The 20402-nt window shown below is 34.7% G+C and carries 22 protein-coding genes and 1 pseudogene; 5 read left to right on the top strand and 18 right to left on the bottom strand.

Annotated elements, in window-relative coordinates; genetic code table 11:
• Window positions 1-26 precede the first annotated feature (26 nt).
• From PYW37_RS03235 to PYW37_RS03150, 18 genes are all read right to left on the bottom strand, one after another.
• The gene (locus PYW37_RS03235; protein WP_025016981.1) at window positions 27-896 is read right to left on the bottom strand and encodes a F0F1 ATP synthase subunit gamma; all 870 of its coding nucleotides are present in this window, start codon (window positions 894-896) and stop codon (window positions 27-29) included.
• Window positions 897-911: 15 nt separating this feature from the next.
• Complete coding sequence (atpA, locus tag PYW37_RS03230; RefSeq protein WP_004255265.1) at window positions 912-2414, bottom strand: F0F1 ATP synthase subunit alpha; 1503 nt, start codon at window positions 2412-2414, stop codon at window positions 912-914.
• A gap of 186 nt (window positions 2415-2600) precedes the next feature.
• On the bottom strand, window positions 2601-3128 hold the full coding sequence (locus tag PYW37_RS03225; protein ID WP_012898339.1) for a F0F1 ATP synthase subunit delta: 528 nt from the start codon (window positions 3126-3128) through the stop codon (window positions 2601-2603).
• 1 nt (window position 3129) lies between these two features.
• On the bottom strand, window positions 3130-3636 hold the full coding sequence (gene atpF / locus PYW37_RS03220) for a F0F1 ATP synthase subunit B (RefSeq protein WP_025016982.1): 507 nt from the start codon (window positions 3634-3636) through the stop codon (window positions 3130-3132).
• 14 nt (window positions 3637-3650) lie between these two features.
• On the bottom strand, window positions 3651-4364 hold the full coding sequence (gene atpB / locus PYW37_RS03215) for a F0F1 ATP synthase subunit A (protein WP_004255255.1): 714 nt from the start codon (window positions 4362-4364) through the stop codon (window positions 3651-3653).
• A gap of 44 nt (window positions 4365-4408) precedes the next feature.
• Window positions 4409-4624 (bottom strand): F0F1 ATP synthase subunit C, encoded by a 216-nt coding sequence (locus PYW37_RS03210; protein WP_004255250.1) that lies wholly within the window; start codon window positions 4622-4624, stop codon window positions 4409-4411.
• A gap of 184 nt (window positions 4625-4808) precedes the next feature.
• Entirely contained in the window at window positions 4809-5585 is a 777-nt protein-coding gene (locus PYW37_RS03205; RefSeq protein ID WP_023188533.1) for an alpha/beta hydrolase, read from the bottom strand.
• Window positions 5586-5869: 284 nt separating this feature from the next.
• Window positions 5870-8080 carry a DNA internalization-related competence protein ComEC/Rec2 gene (locus PYW37_RS03200; RefSeq protein WP_025016983.1) on the bottom strand — a complete coding sequence of 737 codons (2211 nt, stop codon included), beginning with the start codon at window positions 8078-8080 and terminating at the stop codon, window positions 5870-5872.
• Entirely contained in the window at window positions 8061-8708 is a 648-nt protein-coding gene (locus tag PYW37_RS03195; protein WP_023188531.1) for a ComEA family DNA-binding protein, read from the bottom strand. Before PYW37_RS03195 ends, PYW37_RS03200 begins: the two co-directional genes overlap by 20 nt.
• 59 nt (window positions 8709-8767) lie before the next feature.
• Window positions 8768-10129, bottom strand: coding sequence for an ABC transporter permease (locus tag PYW37_RS03190; RefSeq protein WP_025016984.1), 1362 nt, complete (start codon window positions 10127-10129; stop codon window positions 8768-8770).
• Window positions 10126-11058: an ABC transporter ATP-binding protein gene (locus tag PYW37_RS03185; RefSeq protein ID WP_025016985.1), complete on the bottom strand. Its 933-nt coding sequence runs from the start codon at window positions 11056-11058 to the stop codon at window positions 10126-10128. The genes PYW37_RS03190 and PYW37_RS03185 overlap by 4 nt, the downstream gene beginning before the upstream one ends.
• A 104-nt stretch (window positions 11059-11162) precedes the next feature.
• Window positions 11163-11561 carry a hypothetical protein gene (locus PYW37_RS03180; RefSeq protein WP_025016986.1) on the bottom strand — a complete coding sequence of 133 codons (399 nt, stop codon included), beginning with the start codon at window positions 11559-11561 and terminating at the stop codon, window positions 11163-11165.
• 103 nt (window positions 11562-11664) lie between these two features.
• Complete coding sequence (locus PYW37_RS03175) at window positions 11665-12228, bottom strand: GNAT family N-acetyltransferase (protein WP_004255233.1); 564 nt, start codon at window positions 12226-12228, stop codon at window positions 11665-11667.
• A gap of 172 nt (window positions 12229-12400) precedes the next feature.
• Window positions 12401-13579, bottom strand: coding sequence for an SLC13 family permease (locus tag PYW37_RS03170; RefSeq protein WP_012898345.1), 1179 nt, complete (start codon window positions 13577-13579; stop codon window positions 12401-12403).
• Between the two features lie 379 nt (window positions 13580-13958).
• Window positions 13959-14615 carry a thiaminase II gene (gene tenA / locus PYW37_RS03165; protein WP_012898346.1) on the bottom strand — a complete coding sequence of 219 codons (657 nt, stop codon included), beginning with the start codon at window positions 14613-14615 and terminating at the stop codon, window positions 13959-13961.
• Window positions 14616-14650: 35 nt separating this feature from the next.
• Window positions 14651-14956 carry a CHY zinc finger protein gene (locus tag PYW37_RS03160; protein WP_012898347.1) on the bottom strand — a complete coding sequence of 102 codons (306 nt, stop codon included), beginning with the start codon at window positions 14954-14956 and terminating at the stop codon, window positions 14651-14653.
• Window positions 14957-14972: 16 nt separating this feature from the next.
• The gene (locus PYW37_RS03155; protein WP_023188526.1) at window positions 14973-15944 is read right to left on the bottom strand and encodes a biotin--[acetyl-CoA-carboxylase] ligase; all 972 of its coding nucleotides are present in this window, start codon (window positions 15942-15944) and stop codon (window positions 14973-14975) included.
• Between the two features lie 5 nt (window positions 15945-15949).
• The gene (locus PYW37_RS03150; protein ID WP_004255224.1) at window positions 15950-16519 is read right to left on the bottom strand and encodes a biotin transporter BioY; all 570 of its coding nucleotides are present in this window, start codon (window positions 16517-16519) and stop codon (window positions 15950-15952) included.
• A 144-nt stretch (window positions 16520-16663) separates the two neighbouring features.
• On the opposite strand from PYW37_RS03150, the gene PYW37_RS03145 reads away from it, so the two are divergent.
• From PYW37_RS03145 to PYW37_RS03120, 5 genes and pseudogenes are all read left to right on the top strand, one after another.
• Window positions 16664-17905, top strand: coding sequence for an AMP-binding protein (locus tag PYW37_RS03145; protein ID WP_025016987.1), 1242 nt, complete (start codon window positions 16664-16666; stop codon window positions 17903-17905).
• Entirely contained in the window at window positions 17895-19043 is a 1149-nt protein-coding gene (locus tag PYW37_RS03140) for an acetyl-CoA C-acyltransferase (protein WP_025016988.1), read from the top strand. Before PYW37_RS03145 ends, PYW37_RS03140 begins: the two co-directional genes overlap by 11 nt.
• Complete coding sequence (locus PYW37_RS03135) at window positions 19040-19390, top strand: hypothetical protein (protein ID WP_004255217.1); 351 nt, start codon at window positions 19040-19042, stop codon at window positions 19388-19390. The genes PYW37_RS03140 and PYW37_RS03135 overlap by 4 nt, the downstream gene beginning before the upstream one ends.
• A complete protein-coding gene (locus PYW37_RS03130) occupies window positions 19365-19658 on the top strand; it encodes a hypothetical protein (protein WP_015426950.1) in 294 nt (97 codons plus the stop codon). Before PYW37_RS03135 ends, PYW37_RS03130 begins: the two co-directional genes overlap by 26 nt.
• Window positions 19646-20400: pseudogene (locus PYW37_RS03120) on the top strand (SDR family NAD(P)-dependent oxidoreductase). The gene PYW37_RS03130 and the pseudogene PYW37_RS03120 overlap by 13 nt, the downstream one beginning before the upstream one ends.
• Window positions 20401-20402: the final 2 nt, after the last annotated feature.

Genomic DNA, 20402 nt, shown 5'->3' with positions numbered 1-20402 from the left:
TCACTGACAGAATTCCTATCAGTAAATTAAAGCGCTGAGGCTCCTGCAACGATTTCCGTAATTTCTTGCGTAATCGATGCTTGACGAGCACGGTTGTATTGAATAGTCAAATCATTGATAACAGAGTGAGCATTATCAGTTGCAGTACGCATTGCTGTCATACCTGCAGCATGTTCTGCTGTCTTAGCATCAACGATTGAACCATAAATCATACTTTCAGCGTATTGTGGCAACAATTGGTTTAAGATTGTTTCACGATCTGGTTCTAATTCAAATGTTTCAAGAGATGGTTTTTGTTGACCTGATTCTTCAAAAGAAATAGGCAACATTTTTTCCATACGTGCATCACTTACCAATGAGTTCACATGATGATTATAGCAAACATAGAGTTCATCGAATTCTTCTGCTTGATATTCAGTTACCGCTTCTGTAACAATCGCTCTAACTTCTTCAAAAGTTGGTTGGTCTGAAAGACCACGAAGGACATAAGAAACTTTAACATTGCGTGCTTTGAAGAAATCTGCTCCAGTACCGCCAAGTGCAAGAATAGTATATTCACTTTCATTAGCATGACGTTTACGGATAGTATTCATGACAGATTTCAAAATATTTGAATTATAGCCACCGACAAGTCCACGATCCGAAGTAATTACAAGATAGCCAGTTTTTTTAACTTCTCGTTTTATCATCATCGGATTTTTTGCAGGCTCATTGTCAGAGGAAACCAAGTCAGTTGTAATCTTACGAACTTTTTCAGCATAAATTTGAAATGCTTTGGCATGAGATTCAGCTTTTTGAAGTTTCGCAGCGGAAACCATTTGCATGGCTCCAGTTATTTGACTTGTTTTCTTCGTTGAGGCAATCTTAGTTTTTATTTCATTAAGTGAAGCTCCCATTAGTTAGCCTCCTTATTAATAATTCGTTGTATTTTTGAATGCTTTAATTGCTTCGTCGAGTTTTGCTTCTTCTGGCAAATCTTTAGTTTCAGTAATCACGTTCAAGAGTTCTGCATAATTTGCATCGAAGAAATCGAACATTTTTGTTTCAAAATCAAGAACATCATCAACTGGAACATCATCAAGATGACCATGAGTCAATGCATAAAGAATTAAAACTTGTTTTTCTACAGCCAATGGTTTGTGCAATGGTTGTTTCAAAACTTCAACGGTACGACGACCACGATTCAATTTTGCTTGAGTCGCTTCATCAAGATCAGAACCAAATTGAGTAAAGGCTTCAAGTTCACGGAATGACGCAAGGTCAAGACGCAAAGTACCAGCAACTTTCTTCATGGCTTTGATTTGTGCAGCACCACCAACCCGAGAAACTGAAGAACCAGCATCGATGGCAGGACGTACACCTGAATAGAATAAGTCATTTTCAAGGAAAATTTGACCGTCAGTAATAGAGATAACGTTTGTTGCAATATAAGCTGAGATATCTCCGGCTTGTGTTTCAATGAATGGCAGTGCAGTCATTGAACCACCACCAAGATCGTCAGATAATTTGGCAGCACGTTCCAAAAGACGTGAATGTAAGTAGAATACGTCACCTGGGTATGCTTCACGACCTGGTGGACGGCGGAGCAAGAGTGAAAGTTCACGATAAGCAACCGCTTGTTTTGATAAATCATCATAAACAACTAAGACGTGTTTACCGTTGTACATGAATTCTTCACCCATTGCAGCTCCAGCATAAGGAGCGATGTAAAGAAGTGGTGAAGGTTGAGAAGCTGACGCAGTTACGACGATTGTATAATCCATCGCACCGAGTTTGCGGAGCGTTTCAACTTGTGTACGAACAGTTGATTCTTTTTGTCCAATCGCAACGTAGATACAGATCATATCTTGACCCTTTTGGTTCAAGATTGCATCAATAGCGACTGATGTTTTACCTGTTTGACGGTCTCCGATAATCAATTCACGTTGTCCGCGTCCAATTGGAACGAGGGCATCAATCGCTTTAAGACCAGTTTGCAATGGTTCAGAGACTGATTTACGTTGCATAACACCAGGAGCTTTTGCTTCAACAGGACGAGTTTTACCAGTATTAAGTTCTCCAAGTCCATCAACAGGTTGTCCAAGTGGATTTACAACACGTCCGATGAGTTCTTCACCAACTTGGATTTCCATGATTTTACCTGTACGTTTTACAGTGTCACCTTCACGAATTGAGAGGAAATCACCAAGTACGATAATACCAACGTCTGTCGCATCCAAGTTTTGCGCCATACCAAGGACACCATTTGAAAACTCAACAAGCTCACCGCTCATCGCATTTTCAAGGCCATAGGCACGGGCGATACCGTCACCAACATAGGTAACGACACCAGTTTCAGCAACTTCAAAATCTGGTGTGAAATTTTCAATTTGTTTTTTAATCAGTGAGCTGATTTCATTAGCTTTAATTGCCAAAAATATGCTCCCTTCTAGAAATTTTTACTAGTTCAAGGCTATTTAGCTTTAAACTGCAGTTATACCGTTTGAGCATGATAGGTAAGATTTGAAATCACCTTTATATGTTCTCAAAAGTTTAACAGTATGAGTTTGAAAAATTTTCCACTGAGTTTTGAGCAGAGAAAGAAAATTTTTCTATCCTGATTAGAGGATTTCAGCGGCGATTTTAGCCAATTGTGTTTTTAGTGAGGCGTCAATAATTTTTCCACGAGAATTCACAATGAATCCACCGAGAATTTTTTCATTGACTGTGTTAATTACTGTTACTTCATTTAGGTCAAATTTTGCTTTCGCCATAGCTGTAAATTTTTCAATCTGAGCATTTGTCAAAGCAATGCTTGAAACCACCTCAACGTCAGCAATCTTAAACATATCATCTGCTGCATTTTTAGTTTCATCAAGTATTTCACCCAAATCTCCTAAACGACCATTTGAACGAACGGTATTAAGGAAATTTGACATTACTTCTGAAGAAGTTTGAAGTAAAGTATCAATCAATTCAGATTTTGCAGAGAATGAATAAACTTCGCTACTTAAAAAAGCAGCTAAGTTATCTTCTTTGAAAAGTTGAATCATTTCGCTAACTTCAGAAAGAATTGCTTCAAGTTGTCCTTTTTCTTGGGCAACTTCTAGTAAAGCTTTACTGTATTTTTGTGAATTTACTTTTGTCATCTTATTCTCCTAACTTAGCGAGATAAGAGTCGATTAATTCCTGTTGTGCAGAAGCATCTAATGATTGTCCAATAAGCTTTTCAGCAATTTGAACTGAGATGTCCGCAACATCGACTTTAACTGTGTTAAGAGCTTCTTTGCGTTCTTGCTCGATATCTTCTTGCGCACGTTTTTTCAAACTAGTTGCTTCTTCATTTGCTGTTGCAAGTACTTTCGCACGGTTTTGTGAGGCAGTATCGTTTGCAACTTGAATGATGTTAGCAGCTTCTTCTTTTGAACGTGCAAGTTCTGCTTGACGTTGTTTAACCAAGTCAGCAGCTTGTTTGTTGTTCGCTTCTGCTGCATCGATATCATCAGATATTTTTTTCGCACGACTTGCAAAAACACTAGTAATTGCATTCCATGCAAAGAGGCGCAACAATACCAATAAGATAATAAATGCACCAGATACAACGATGATGTTACCGAGAACGGTATTCGGAGCAGCTTCTAATAATAATGTTGACAATTTCTACTCCTTTCTTAATGTTCTGCTATAATTTTGTGGCTAATGTACAAGTTTGTCAAAAGGACAAAGACATAAGCTTGGAGGGCTGAAATGAAAAGTGAAAAGCCAATCCATGCAACTTCAAGAATCCACGCAACTGGAAGCATCCACATGGTTGATTGAATCATACCGGCGATAAGACCAAGCATGATTTCACCCGCGAAGATATTCCCATAAAGCCGTAAACCAAGTGAAAGTGCATTTGTAAATTCTTCCAGAATATTCATTGGAAGAAGACCTTTCGGATCTTTCCAGAAGGCAACTTTGAGGTAACCTTTAAAACCGAATTTTTGTACACCCAGTGTATTTGACATTACAACAACAAGTAGTGCAAGAGTCAAATCGACTGTTGGATTTGCAGTTGGTGATTTCCAAAGGGAAACATCACCTGGCGTACTAATTTTGGTTACTAGCCCAATGCAGTTGGCAATAAGAAGGAAAGAAAAGAGGGTAAAGTTCATGAGCGCAAAGCGTGGTGCTTCATGAGGGCCGACGTTATCTTTGGAAACTCCATTGACAAAATCAACAACCCACTCAAGAACATTTTGTTTACCTTTGGGTTTGAGCTGCATATTGCGACTCGCCCAGAATACCAGACCGAACACAATGAGGACAGTCACAAAAGTCATTACTGTGATTGTTCCATCAAATGGAATTGGCCCAATATTAAAGGTCCATGTTGATTCCATACCTGTTCTTCCTTTCTGTTTTTAAAATTTTGTTGAGAAAAATTTTAACGGAAAAGGAATGCCATAGCAAGGGCGATGAAGAATGTACCTTCGACGAAGGCAATACCCATGAACATTGAACCACGAAGTTTTCCTTCAAGTTCTGGTTGGCGTGCAACGGCTTGGAGGAAGTTTGAAACGATAAGTCCATCACCGATAGCGGCTCCGAGTGCTGCAAGACCGATAGCAATTGCTCCAAGAGCGGCAAGTGTAATTGTCATTATAGACCTCTTTCTATATTGCGATTTCGCAAATTTATTTTACTAAGAAATTCTACTACTATTCGTAGTTTTTGTCAAAGACAAGCATGAGAATTTCATCATTTCTCTCATTTTTGTCTTTGTAAGCGTTTGATAGACAAAATTTTTAAATTTTGTACTGAATAAACAGAGAAAATTTTTTAGATTAGCTCAAGCGTTCTTCTTGTTTATAATTTATTGGGAGCCATTTTAATACAGATTCGATTTTTTGGGTCCAATAATACCATTCATGAACGCCATCTGAGCTTTCATAAGTAATATCGAAACCTAGTTTTTTCAACTCGGCTGTCGCGTATTCATTTCCTGGAAAAAGAAAATCTTGTTTCCCACACCAAGCATAAAGTTTGGGTTTGTTTTCTTGTTTTCTATCTGCCAAAGATAAAATTTCATTATCTGACCCTTTAAAAGTTTCCCAATTTCCAAAAATTCCTCCCCAGTAAGCTGGATTTTCTTTGAAATTTTCTTCCATTCCATCAAAAGTCAAAACGCCAGACAAACTAGCCGCATAACTAAAATGGTCAGTTCCTAATGCGAGACGATAAGCTCCATATCCTCCCATTGATAAACCAGCGATAAAGCTTTTTTCTCTTTTTGTGGATAGATTTGGGAAAAAATTGTTAATTACTTTGGGAAGTTCATGAGCAATCGCATCAAAATAATTCATACCATATGTGGTGTTCACATAAAAACCAAGATCCGTTGAGGGCATGACAATTGCTAAATTAGTATGCCGAATCAATCGTTCAATTCCTGAACGAATTATCCAAGAATTCTCGTTTCCGCTCATTCCATGCAAAAGATAAAGCACCGGAATATCTGTTTGGGTAAAATCTTCCACTTTACTTGATTCAGGATAAATAACATTAACTTTTCGATTCATCCCAAGAACTTCTGAATAGTATTCGATATTAATTACTGCCATAAAATATCTCCTTAATAAATTTATGTTGTTGTCATTTGTTGACAACTCTCTACCTATTAAAAGTGGATTTTCTTCAATCCCTTAATTTTGAAATTTCCTTTCTCTTTTATTCTGACCTTCTTTCACTTTTTTTCAAAGTGTGCGCTGTGAAGTCATTACTCCATTTTATTTTTGGGGTACATTAGAAATCAAATAATGGTAGTATTTTTACGTTTCTACAGGCCTTCAACGTCTTCTTTATTGTAACATTTTATAGATGTCTTTTGCTCACTTTTTCCTTTCATTTATCTAACTGTTCGGATTCGCCACTGTTGATTGATTTGCATTAGTTTAAGCGCTCCCTTTTGATCGGTTCTCAGTATTCTGATTTGGTTTTTTTTTAATGTTTCTAAAGTTTCTTGATTGGGATGTCCATATCGATTTTTCTCTCCAACCGAAATGAGGGCAAGTTTGGGATTAATTTCTTTAATAAAGTCAGAGTTTGAACTTGTTTTACTGCCATGATGACCTACTTTTAAGACATCAACTTTCAATTTAGGATAATTCTTGAGCAGTTCTTTTTCTCCTTCTTGTTCTAAATCCCCTGTAAATAGAAATTTTGTATGATAAAAATTTCCATAAGTCACGATAGAATCATTATTATCCCCTTTTCCTGTATAACCATTTGATAAAACTTGTAAAGCACTATCAAAGATTGGAATTTTATCTCCAACTTTACTGATGTGAATCGCAATATTTGCTTTCTTCAATTTTTCTACAAAATGATTATTTGTCAGTTCACCGGGGCTAACCCAAATTTCTTTTATTTTTATTTTATCAGCTAAATTCAAAAAATCTCCAACATGGTCAGCGTCCGTATGCGTCAAAATGAGCTGGTCGATTTGACTTACTCCAACAGATTCAAGATATGGAATGAGTGTTTTTTCGGCATTTGTTTGACTTTGAGGTTTTTGCCAACTTTCTTGCGGAAGGGCTAATCGTCCGCCTGTATCAATCAAAATTGTTTCTTTATTAAATTTATCTTGCAAAAAAATACTATCTCCTTGACCAATATCAACTGCTGTGATACTGGGGTAAATTGGATTTTTACAAATAAAAAAACTACAAACAATTAGGCCAGCAAAAATTATTTGTCTTCTTTTCTTAAAGAGATTATCAATTAACAAACCGATTAGGAAAAATAAGATTAATAATTCAATTGGCCGGGGATTCCCTAAAACCAAAGGATAATGTAAGGGTAAATCAACCTCATGAATTAGCCATTCTAGAATTTGAAAAATATGATTTATATTAAAATTATAGCCAATTAGAGACAAGAGAAAAGTTCCTAATAGTAAAGGCAATAAGATTACATCAAATAAAAAGCCAAAGCCAATCGTCAGTAAAATTGAAAAAGGCTGAAAGATATGAAAATCCAAAATGAGTAAAGGTAAAACACTCAAAGAAATCACTGATGATTCTGTCAGTAATTTTCTTATTCCTTTTAGTTCTGAAAATTTATGATTAATCATTGAAATGACAAAAGCATAAAATAAAGTTAGTTGTCCTCCTGTTGTCAGTAAAAATTTAGGACTGACAATCATCAGAAGAAAGGTTGTCACTGCTAGGTTATCTAAAGGATTTAGACGAATATTTTTTTGAAATAAAGCTCGTAATACTGAAACCGAAAATCCTGTCATAAATGCATAAAAAATTGAAAAGGGAATTTGCCAAATATTTAATTTTTCTCTCGTTATTCCTAGTCGAAGAATAATTCTACGAAACCAATCAATGAAAAAATTAACTTGCATTCCCAATAAGGCAAAAAGATGAATAATTCCTAATGAACTGTAAATGTCTCCTATTTGATTAAAATCTTTACTTAAAAAGCCAAAAAGTAAGCCAGTCATATAATCATTCATTGGCTTTGGAAAATGAGTTTGTGACCAGACAATTGCTTTTCGTCTTAAAACACGGAGGTCAAAAGTGTCGTTTAAAACTATTTTATTAATTTTATCAATCGTAATTTGCCGATAAATATCCTGGCTCGCTAAATACTTTTGATTATCGAATCCATTAAAATTTCTTTGTTTTTCTGGAATTTGAAGGTTTCCTGTGAAACTCAGCTGACAATTTTGACTTAGATTTTGATAAAATTTTTGTTCTTTTTTACTTTTTAGAGTCTCGTAAACTTGATAATTTTGGTCTCTTTCTTTTCCTTGAAAACTTAGTAAATCACCATTAACTTGGATAGTGTCGGGGATCATTGTAATTTTGGAAAGAGTGGTTGGCTGATTTTCACTATTCTTAATCGTATCCATTTTTACTACTAAGAAAAAACTTCCCATAACTAATAAAAATGGGATGACTAAATAATATTTTCTATATGAGGCAAGTAAACTTGAAAAAATGAACAAAATGAGACAAAGTAAATTAAAATTGAAGATTAAAAAATACAAGATAACAGAAAGATAAGCTAAAAATATCAAAGGAATTTTATTCAAAACACAACTCATCTTTCAATTTTTCTAGTGTTTTATCTCCAAAACCAGAAACTTTTCCCAAGTCTTCAAGTGATTTGAAATCACCATTTTTCGTCCGAAAATCGATGATGTCTTGAGCTTTTTTCTGACCAACACCTGTTAATTTTTGTAGTTCAGTCAAATCTGCTTGATTGATATTTATTTTTTCAGTGGTTGTTGAGACTTGACTAGTGACCGAATTAGCAGAGCTATCAGTATTTTCTGTGCTTGAATTTTCACCAATTTTTGGGACATAAATTACTTCTTCATCTTTTAATTTTGCTGACAGATTAATTGATTTCTGGTCAGCTTGGTCAGTAAAACCACCAGCTTCCTTAATTATATCAACTAGACGTTCATCTGACGAAATTTGATAGACATTAGGCTTTGTTACCGCACCTTTTAAATCAACCATAATTTTACTGACAGATTTTTCATTAGGTTCACTAAATTTACTGACAGAGCTTTGCCTGCTGACAGAACTTAAATTTTCTACTGACAGATTTGTAGTTGGCTTTTGACCGTTGGTTAAAACGTAAAAAATCCCACCAGCAATGAGCCCACAAACAACTAAAACAATCATTTTCCAATATTCTTTTACTTTTTCTAAAATCTTATCCATACTTTTATATACGAAAAAACTCTTGGAAAGTTTCCAAGAGTTGAATTATAAAATATTTTTTATTTAAAGATGAATCGATAAGCCAAAATTATTAGAATGATAATGATGACAAGAGCCAGACGCAGTGGAGAATTTCTCCGCCATGGATTTTTCTTTTCACCATTTTCACTGACCAGTTTGTCAGTTGTTTTTTTCTTCGAATTTCGACCTGTCAGTCCTTTAAAAAGTTGACTCATAATTTTTTCATCACTGTAAGAAAGAACATTTCGCGCATAAATTTTCTCACCCGCTTTTGCTATGGCAAGTGTTGCTAAAAGTTGTAATCCAAGAGCAATCCAGGCTTCTGTCGTTGTTGAATATTGAATAGCCAGTCGGCTAGTCATCAATGTTGGACTGATAAATGGAATAAAACCAAGAACTTTCAAAACAATATTCCCCGGAACAGTCGAGCCAGCAATTCCCCCAATATAACCAATCATCGCTAAAAAAGCAATTGGCTGAGTAGCTTGTTGCACCTGAGCTTGTTCATTAACCAGAGATGCCACAATTGACGCGAGAATTAAATAACCTAAAATCCCAATTAAAGACATGGCTACCAAATAAATTCCGAAACCGAAAGTAATCCCTGAAAGCATGGTACCAATTGCTTTAATCTGATCTAAATTTTTGATAAAAGGATAAGCAATTCCAAAACCAAGCACATAAATTCCAAGCTGAGTCGCTAATAGTAGAATTACACCAATAATTTTCCCATAATACTGTACGTTTGAGCTAGTGGCCGCGAGTAACGTCTCCATAATTCGACTAGATTTTTCATTACCAATTTCCTGTCCGATGATTCCCACATACATCATCATCAATGTGAAAATTAAAATCGAGGCAATGGAGCCAATTGCAATATTCGCGCCAGTCTGTCCATCACCTGTTGACTTTTGTCCAGAACTTGTTTGTGTTTTCATTGTAAACTTAGCTGGACTAAGAAGTTCTTGAACATCGGCGGCTGACAGATTGAGACGTTGTGCTGTTTTTGAAATATTAACTTGAGTCAGTGCAGTTTGAAAACTTGATTGGTCAAATTTGACACTTGATTTATTATCAGTGACAATGGTATAAGCTCCATTATCTTCGGTTAAAAATCCATCAATTTTTCCGGAAGAAAGGTCTTTTTTAGCGTCATCTAAAGAAGACTCGTTACGAATATCTGCTTTTAAAGTGTCATTTTTAGAAAGAATCTGAGTTAGAGCAGGATTATCGACTACAACCATTTTTGGACTTTGATTAGCCCCGCTACTGATGACTAAACCGATAATTAAATAAATCGCTCCTAGCAAAAATGGTGAAAGGACAAGTGCCCAAAAGCCCACTCCTTTGACACGACTTCGGTAAATATTTTTTGCAACAAGCCAAGTTTGATTTTTCATTTTATTTCCTCACTTCTTGCACTTAAATTTTCTTGATTGTTCTCAGCTGCTTCCATTCGGAAAATTTCATCTAGTGACGGTGGAGACTGAACAAATGCTTGAACATAGCCATCTTTAGCCACTTTTTGGAAAATTTCACGTCCAACTTCTGCCTCAGATATTTTTATTGAACGACCACTTCCTCTTTTTTCAATTGATTCAACTCCTGTAATTACAGAGAGCTCTTCATTGCGCAGATCAGACTCCAAATAAATACGGGTACGGCCATAAGAAGCTCGAATGGCTTCAACCGTTCCATTTAAAATTGTTTGACCGCCTTTTAGCATTAACAAATGGTCAGATAAAAGCTCAACATCACTCATATTATGGTTAGAGAAAATAACCGCCGCTCCCTTATCACGACTCCGTTTAATCTCATTTCGCAAGAGTTCTGTATTCACTGGGTCAAGCCCTGTAAATGGCTCATCCAAAATCAAAAATTCAGGCTCATGAATCAAAGTGGCAATGAATTGAATTTTTTGGGCATTCCCTTTAGAAAGGGTTTGAACTTTGTCGGTTGGTTTACCAACGACCTCTAAACGTTTCATCCAGTCTTGTAGCTTTATCCGGGCATCTGCTCGTTTCATTCCATGGAGTTCCGCAAAATAAAGAATTTGGTCTTCAACTGTCATCTTTTGATAAAGACCACGTTCTTCGGGTAAGAAACCAATTTTTTGCTTGATTTCTTGCGTAATCGGTCCATCTTGCCAAGTAATTTTCCCTTGGTCAGCTGATATAAAATTAAGAATCATCCGAAAAGTCGTTGTTTTCCCAGCACCATTTTGACCAATTAAGCCCATAACTTCACCTGGTTTAACAACCATATTGAGATTATCAACAGCGATTTTATCACCAAAGCTTTTTCGAACTTTGTCAATCTTTAATGTCATAATTTTCCTTACTCTTCCTTTTTTTCTAATTATATCATTTTATTTTCACTTTTAACCTCCTTTTCCCTCTTAGGTAAGACAAAAAATGTCTTAATTTTGTCATTTTAATTTTCTTTCTTCATTTGACCTCTAAATCCTAAAAAACTTAGGCTCAAAAGGAGCATGCTTGCAAAAAAAGCAGGTCCAGCAGAACTAAAACTACTCATACCCCACAGCCATCCTTGCCCCTGAGCTAAATAAACTCCTGTGTTGATTAAGTCAATTAGAAAAACTAAACTCAGAATGAACCACAAAACTTTTAAGCTTTTCATTTTCCGAGATTTTATCCCCAGATGCCAAATCCAAAAAGCAGCAAAAGTAAAGATTAAACTTCCAAAAAGATAAATGAGCTCAACGGATTGAAGCCAGTAAAAATGCCGACTCTCAAGGCTAAAACCAATAACTGTCAATAGTCCTGCAAAAATCAGGACGGGGATAAAAATGGACCAGATAAATTTGTTCATTTTTTCTTCCTTTCTACTTTTAATTTATTTAATTTTATTTTAATATTTTTCTTACCAAACACAAAATGTTTTACTTTTTCAATAAAATAATAAAAAATCTTGACTAATTAGCCAAAATTTTTTCTAGTTCATTCTCTGACAAATCTGTCAGTAATTTTATCGCAGTAACTTTATCAGTAGTTTGGAGAGAGCGTTCTAACCAAACAATACCATACCATTGTTCAAACTTATAACCCGCTTTTGGAAAAAGTCCAATTTGTTCAAAACCAAATTTTTTATGAAATGCAACACTTGCTGGATTTGGATAGGTAATACAAGCATAAGCACGCTGATAATTAAGTACCGATAAAGCTGTCAGTAACTTTTGATAAAGGGCACTACCAGCGCCATGTTGCCGTTCATTTTCATCTAAATAAATTGATAATTCAACCACCCAATCATAAGCCGCCCGTTCTCGATAAGCGCCAGCATAAGCATAACCAATGATTTTGTCATTTTCAATCGCCACAATATAAGGATAGCGACTTCCTATTTTTTCAATTCGCTTTTCAAATTCTGCAATCGTTGGGACTTCATACTCAAAAGTAATGGCAGTTTTTTCAACATAAGGTTTATAAATTTCTAAAAGTCTTTTAGCATCAGACTTTTTCGCTAATCTAAACTCCATTTCCTTCTCCTTTACATTTTTAACTATTATACACCATTTATTAATTACTGACAGAAATTTCTACACATTTTTATTTAACATTTTTTTATCAGAGATAAATAAAAAATTACTGACAGCTCTGTCAGTAAAAATTTTCCATAATAAAAAAGCTGGATGCTCCAACTTTTACATCTTAACCAACAATTGTCACAATGACTAAACCAATCAAAGTTAGAATCACAACAAATCCTGCATTTACAATTGTAAAATATTTTACAAATCCTCGCGTTTCACCACGCGCATTCATTCTAATAACTTTGTAAGCAATCAGCGTTGCCATTGACGAAACAATTGTACCAATTCCCCCAATATCAGCTCCAAGCACCAAAGAAACAGCATGAGGAGTGAACGGAGAAATCAAAATTGGGGCCGCGATATTAGAGATAAATTGACTCATAATCACAGTTCCTAAAAAAGAAGCCTGCGGTCCAACTAAAGTATTACTGATAAAATCAGTCAACACACTGATATTAGCAATATTTCCTACAATCAAAAAGAAAAAGATAAATGTAAATAAAAGATGATAATCAATTCCTTTAAAAAGTCTCGGACGATAGATTAATACAACCAAAGCAACAATTGCTCCAGCAAGATAAAAATTCACATAGCCAAAAACCGAAGCTGCCATCAATAACATCAAAACAACAAAAATAGAAGTTTCAACTTTATTAAATTGCGTCACTTTAGTTTCAATCACCAAAGGCTCATTATCAATGAATTGACAAGCAATCATCAAAATCAATAAACCCAAAATCCATAAAGCGCCTGTTCCTTTAAAAAAGTCCAAATTAGTTAAAGCGGCACCACCATGATGTGCTGCTACTTTATAAAAAGAATACAAATAAAGATTATGCGGATTACCTTGCGGAAGTAAGGCAGAACCAATGTGACAGGCTGGAACAATCAATGCTGCTCCAATATAAACTGACTTTCGGTTTTTAATTTCTTTAGTAATCGCTAAATAGAGCGGTAAAACCGTCAAAATTGTTAAATCATTTGTAAAAAAAACGGCTAAAAAGAAGGTAAGTAGCGTCGTAAATCGAACGAGCTGACGCGTTGTTGTACTTCTTTTAACTAAGGATTGTCCCAAATACTGTAACAAACCTGTTTCTTTAAAACCACCAATTACAAGCATCAAACCTGAAACTGTAACGATGACGTGATAATTAAAGAAACGCGTTGTCACTCCACCCAAACTAATGGCAATAATTGCAATAATAAACGAAATCAGAAAAACTTTGTCCACTAGAAACCAATTTTTAATAGCCGTCCATACTTTTTGGGATTCGCGCTGAGTAGCTGAATGTTCCACTACTTCTCCTAACTAGCATATAAAATTTTGCACCACAATAAATTATAACATCTAAAGATGACAGTGACAAGCTTTTTCTCATATAAAAGTAAATTAATTTCAAAGGGACTTTTTCAAGTAGAAAATACATTTATTATCTATATATTCCATATAAAATTTCATCAAAAAATCCCCCTGACTAGGAGGGATTTGAAAGAAATTAAGCTACTCGCTATAGCTTATTTACGTAACCATGACTTTTAGGTAAACGCTTTCCTATAAGGATAAATATATTTTATCATTTTGTGTATCCGTTTGCAAGAATTAACTGAAATAGATTTAATCTTTTTTTATATTAGAAGTCATATAAGACTTTTTAACTTTTACAGAAAAATTTCAACTACCATTTTTCTAAGACCAAAGCCATTTCCCAAAAATCAGCCTCCATTTTACTACTAATCAAAAAAGCCTCAAGCATCTGTTCTTGCTCTTGTTCATCACTTTCTTGATAAAGCCGATTAATAATATCACACTCTTTTGCGATTTGGACGGTAGCTTCTTCACTCGCATAGGTTTCAATCCATTTTTGATACAAAGGATTGGGCGACCCCACCTTAATTAATCGTAAACCAATTTCATGATATAGCCAAGCACAAGGCAACATTCCCGCAATTGCACTATTAACAGAGCCATCAATAAGCTGACGATACATATGAGAAACATAATGATAAGCAGTGGGAGCAACCGGCGTTTCTAAAATTTCTTGTTCACCAATCTCTAATTCTTTAAAAAATCCCTCGCGAACAAAAATCTCTCCATTTTTTAGTTCTTCGGCATTTAATCTTAAATGCGCTTGAATCTCTTCACTAGCAGATTTCTTGGCAATAAGAAAATATAACTTACTAAAATGTTCAAGATAATAACGGTCTTGCAACAAATAATAGCGAAAAACCTCAGGAGCTAATTCTCCACTCACTAATCCTTGAATAAAAGGATGCTCAAAACTTCTTTCCCAAAATATTGATGATTTTTCTCTTGCTAATTCAGTAAATAACATTTCATTTCTTCCTTCATAATATTAAAAACATATGCCTATTCATTAAAATAAACTTGCCAATGTCGATGACAATTTGGATTAAAAGCGGAGCTGCACTTGATACACTCTCCTCGCGAATAATCATTAAAATTTAATTTTGTTCCACAATGGCCACAAAGTACTGGAAAGTCTTCTTTATCAGTAGCCCTAAATAAATGATTCTCTAATTCATCGTGACAATGATAACAAGAAAAATACTTTTCACAGTCTGAACATTTTAGGGCGACAATATCATTTTCTTGATGATAATGAGTACACCTGCCTTCCTCATCTATCACTTTCCCCCAGATTTTTTCTCGCAATAAAATTCACCTTTCATTACCAATCAACTTTCACAACTTCGCCACTTTTAAAAGTTTGTAATTCTCCTGATTTTGCTTTTAAAATCAAGCTTCCGTCATCAGAAATTCCTTCTACTTGTCCATTAACAGCTTTTGTTCCCAATTTTAAAGTCACATTTTTACCAAACAACAATGACCTCTTTCGATACTCATCAATTAAATCTGGCTGTCTATAATTTGCGAAATTATTTATCACTTCTTTAGCCATTTCTGCTAAAAGCTGATTTCTGTCTATCTTAAACTCAGGATTTATTCCCTGAGCCTTTTCGGATAAATCTGCTGGAAAATCTTTTGTTGACAGATTTAAGCCAATTCCCATAATGAAATTTCCAGCAGAGCTTGATTCTAAATCTAAAGCAGCTTCAGTGATAATTCCGCCAACTTTATAGGTCCCCAAATAAATATCATTAACCCATTTGAGTTGAAAGTTTTTATCTTTATAAAATTGTTCAAGGACCTTGACAACGGCCACAGCCGTACTTGTCGTCAATAATCCTATTTTCAAAATATCATGACTGGGGTTGGGTAAAATAATACTAAAATATAATCCAGTATCACTTGGAGAATAGAAATTTCGGCCACGCCGACCGTGTCCCTCCGTTTGATTATTTGCAACAAAAATAAGAGGTTGTTTGACCTCATGTGAAGACAAATATTGCTTCGCTAACTCTTGCGTAGAAGTCACCTCATCAAAAACAAAAATTTTATCTTCAAATTTCATTCCACTATAAAAATTTATCGTATCTTCATCTAATGAATTATTTCCAACATACTTATAGCCCAAATTTTTACGACTTTCGATTTGATTGCCCTTGCGCTTTAAAGTATTAATTGCTTTCCAGATACTTTCTCGACTAAGCTTTAGCTCCTCAGCTAATTCATCACCCGAAACCCAGTTTCCTTTTTGTTGAAGAAGTTTTAACAAGACAAATTGTTTTGTTGTTCGCATAATTATCACTTTCTAAAATACATTTCAAAGCCTCCTTCTTTTCTAAGACGTCGCACGATAAGAACAGTCAAAATGGCTTTGATACAATCACCAGGAATAAAAACTAAATTAGAAATCAACGAAGTAATTAATGGAATATTAGATTGAATAGATAGCCAGATTGCTCCGACTAGATCAACAAAAATAACTCCAAACACTAAAACAATGATTAATTCTCCAATCCAATTCTTTGAAGCTGTAATTTGCAATTTCTTAAGGAAAAAACCTATTAAAAATGGTGTAAAAAGCCAAGCCATTCGGTAGCCTCCCGAAGGCCCTAAAAAGCTCGCTGCTCCGCCATTTCCACCCGTTAAAACAGGTAAGCCAATTAAAGCTAAAGTAAGAAATGCTCCTACCGAAATTGTACCATATTTGGGGCCAAGAAGTCCCCCAGCCATCATTATTCCCATATTTTGCAAGATAATTGGGACAGGAATAAAACCAATTGGTATTCCTGGTAAAAATCCTAGAATAATAATAAATGCAGTCATAAAGGCTGAATACGTTAATGTTTTGACTTTTTGATTCTTAGTCATATTTGCTACTCCTGATTTTATATTTTACAATAAAAGAATTTTTTATTATACTGATATCATATCAAATAGTAACCCTAAAATCAAGTTTAGGTTAACTGTTAATTTTATTATTTGCTTTTTTATTCACACAAAGGAAAATTTTAGATGGAAAAAAATAAATTTAATTTTTCAAAACTGGCCGCACTTTTTACTGATTATCCAGCTCTTAAAATAGACGAAATTTCATATAGCTACCAACAAATCAATGATTTAATACAAAGAAAATTAACAGATTATAGCCACTCCTCTAAAACTGTTATTACTCTAATAAATGATAGTCCCTTGAATTTTATTATTGATTTTCTCGCAATTATCGAAAGTGGAAATTATCCACTTGTCGTGGATAAATCTTTTAAGAAAAAGTCTTTTGAATTCGGACTTATCCCTGAGGATACTTTGTTCTTAGCAAGCACATCTGGGACAACTGGACCGCCCAAAATCTATTATCGTAACTGGGAATCTTGGAAAATGGGTTTTGAAGTTTGTGATGATTTATTTCATTTGAGCAACTCACAAGCTCTTGCAACTACTAGCCCACTCACTACTTCATTAGGACTTCATACACTCATGTGTGCTTTATATCTAGGAAAAACCTTCCTAGCAATTACAAATCCTTCACAATTTATAAATATTACGGAAAACTATGCTCTCTTTACCGTCCCAACCTACCTCTTAAATAACCTCAATGAATTATTTGCTTTAACTTCTCCAGAGATTATTTTTTTAGGTGGAGGAACACTCAGCCCAGAGGCAATTAATAAAGTAAGAAAAAAACTTCCGCAAACTCAAATGATTGAGTTTTATGGAAGCTCTGAAACAAGTTTTATTTCATGGCAAGCAGTTAATGATGGTAAAAAAACATCATCTGTAGGAAAACTCTTTCCACACGTAGAGCTCACTTTAGGACCAAAATATCGTCTTACAGTTAAAAGTCCTTATTTATTTTCTGGCTATCTTAATCAACCTTATCCACAATCATGGACAACTGATGATTTAGGAACCTTAAAAAATAATCATCTTTATTTATTTGGACGTCGGTCTGACATTATCGAGCATGGTGCAAATAAAATTTTTCCAGAAGAAATTGAGCGTATGGCAAAAGATTTATGTGAAGACTGCATCGCTTTTGGAGTTTTTGATGAAAGATATAGTCAAAAAATTGCTCTACTACTCTTAAATCCTATCGAGAAAGAGAAATTAATCAAAATACTAGCTCAAAGACTTCCTAAATACAAACTTCCTCAAATATATTTAGAAACTCCCACTCTTAATTTTACTAAAAATCAAAAAATATCTAGAAAAGAATTAGAAAAAGAATATTTTAGAGGTGTCTATCATGAGCTTTAAAAATCCCGTCGGTATCATAGCAGCAAACCGTTTACCTATAGGAAAAATCAATGGTTTTTATAAAAAAATTTCTCCTGAAACTTTATATCAAAATATAATTAAACAACAGTTTAATAAAAATCCACTTCTCAAAAAAGCTGATATTGACTATATTATTTTGGGAAATGTGACTAATCAAGGAGGAAATTTAGCTCGACGTTGTGCCTTAAAAGCAGGATTTTCTAGCCAGGTCCCAGCTTTTACAATTGACCAGCAGTGCGGTTCTGGACTGACAGCTATGATTAGCTCTGCAAACTACATTATTTCTGGTGAAGCTTCCATTATTTGTACAGGAGGGGTAGAAAGCACATCTCAAGCCAATATTGTTCTTGATTCAGAGAGTTATCAGCCAATTAAGCGATTTAAAATGGCTCCTGAACCCTATGAAGATTTCGACATGGGAACACTTGCCGATATGACAGCCCTAAAATACAATATTTCTCGTAGTGTTCAAGACCTTTACGCTCTAAATAGTCATAAAAAAGCGTCTCAAGCTATTGAAGGAAAACTTTTAGAAAATGAAGTTTTCCCCTATCAAGATGAAGAATTTACAATAAGTAGCGATCAAACTGTTCGCCCTAAATCCTCAATGGAAGCTTTGAGCAAATTAACCCCTGCTTTTACCACTAACGGAACAGCCACTGCTGGAAACTCTTGCCCAATAAACGATGGTGCTTCTTCAATCATATTGTCATCCACTAATAATCCTTTTGATTTTCAAGGCTATTATTTAGGACAAACAACTATTGCTTTATCTCCATCAGATTTCTTATTAGGCCCAATAAAAGCAACTGAAAAACTTTTACAGAAATTTAACCTTAAACTTAATGATATTGAGGCTATCGAATTAAATGAAGCCTTTGCCAGTCAGGCCATTTTATTCCAAAATTATTTTAAGCTTGATGATATAAAATTAAATGCTTATGGTGGTGCCCTTGCATTTGGTCATCCTTACGGTGCAACTGGTGGCATTCTAATTTCTCGACTCTTAAATCGCCTAAACCAAGTGCAAAAACCATGTCTTGGCATCGCAACTTTGTGCGTAGCTGGAGGTATGGGAATCAGTGTACTGATAGGTAATCACTGGTATCAAAAATGATTTTAATCGCTCAAAAAAGTCTTCCAAGACATTTTAAATTAGAGGGCCAAAAAAATTTTCTCTCCTTACTTCCACAATTGTGGCAAGAATTAGAAGGAATTCCCTACAGTCTTAAAAATGGAGAAAATTGGTTACTATCCGAAGAAATTATTCGCTATCCATCTTCTAATTATTCATTTGATAAACTGAAACTTTATTTACTAAGTGAACACATCACTCGTCATTCAAAAAAATATATAATCAATCTAAGTCTTGAAATAACTAGCAATACAAAGTTATTGGCACAAATTAACCTAAGTCTATTATCTGAGGATTCCTGGAATGAAATTATACAAAAAAATCAATAAGGCTGATTTAATTGATTATCTTCAATCAGTTAAAGATACCAATTCTTTACACTACGGTAAAAATCCCATTATACCTGGAAATTTTTTATTATTTATTTTAGAAGAGATGTATCAAGAGTTCTATTCTGTGCCTTTATCATACTTAAAAGCAAATTTCTGCTCACCAGCCTATTTGAATGAACGCTTTTGTTTTATATTTAATCAAAACGCTTTTCAAATTACTGACAGAAATCAAACATTAATCCTAAAAGGAGAATGGAAGCAATGAACAAACGAACAATTTTGATTACCGGTGCAACAAGGGGAATCGGCTGGGCAATTGCTCAGAAAGCTGCTCAGGCCAATCACAAAGTCATTTTAACTGGCCGTGACCCACTTAGTTTAAAAAGTAGAGCTGAAGAATTGAAAAAAAATTTCCCAAAACAGAAATCCAAGCTATTCCACTAGATGTTTCTAATCGCTCTAGCGTTGCTAATGCAGCCAAATTAATAAAGGATATTGATATTCTAATTAATAATGCTGGAATTACTGCTGATAGTACTTTTAAGAAAATGAGCCCAGAAATTTGGGATGAAGTCATTTCTGTCAATTTGACTGGTGTATTTAATAGTACTCACGCTTTGCTTGATAAAATCAATCAAGGTGGACAAATCATTACACTAACTTCAAAATCAGCTTTATTTGGTAACTTTGGGCAAGCAAACTACGCGGCGTCCAAAGCCGGCATCATTGCTTTTACGAAAACACTAGCTAAAGAATTGCAAAAAAGTATGATACGAGTAAATTCTGTTTCTCCTGCTGCCTTAACTGATATGACTCTACCAGTATTAAAAAGTTTAAAAGAAACTTATGGTCAGAATATCCCTGATGAATGGAAAATGGGTTCAAGCTCTGATGTCGCTAATTTTATTATTATTGATTTAATTGAAAGCGAAATGACAGGCAAAATTTTTTCCGTTAACGGCTCTGAGATTGGCTATTGGCAAGAACCTACATTTCATAAACTTTAATA

This window comes from Lactococcus lactis, from assembly GCF_029023865.1.
Taxonomy (GTDB): Bacteria; Bacillota; Bacilli; order Lactobacillales; family Streptococcaceae; genus Lactococcus; species Lactococcus lactis.
Note: the sequence above shows the minus strand (reverse complement) of the source record. Positions and strands in the feature narration are given on the sequence as shown.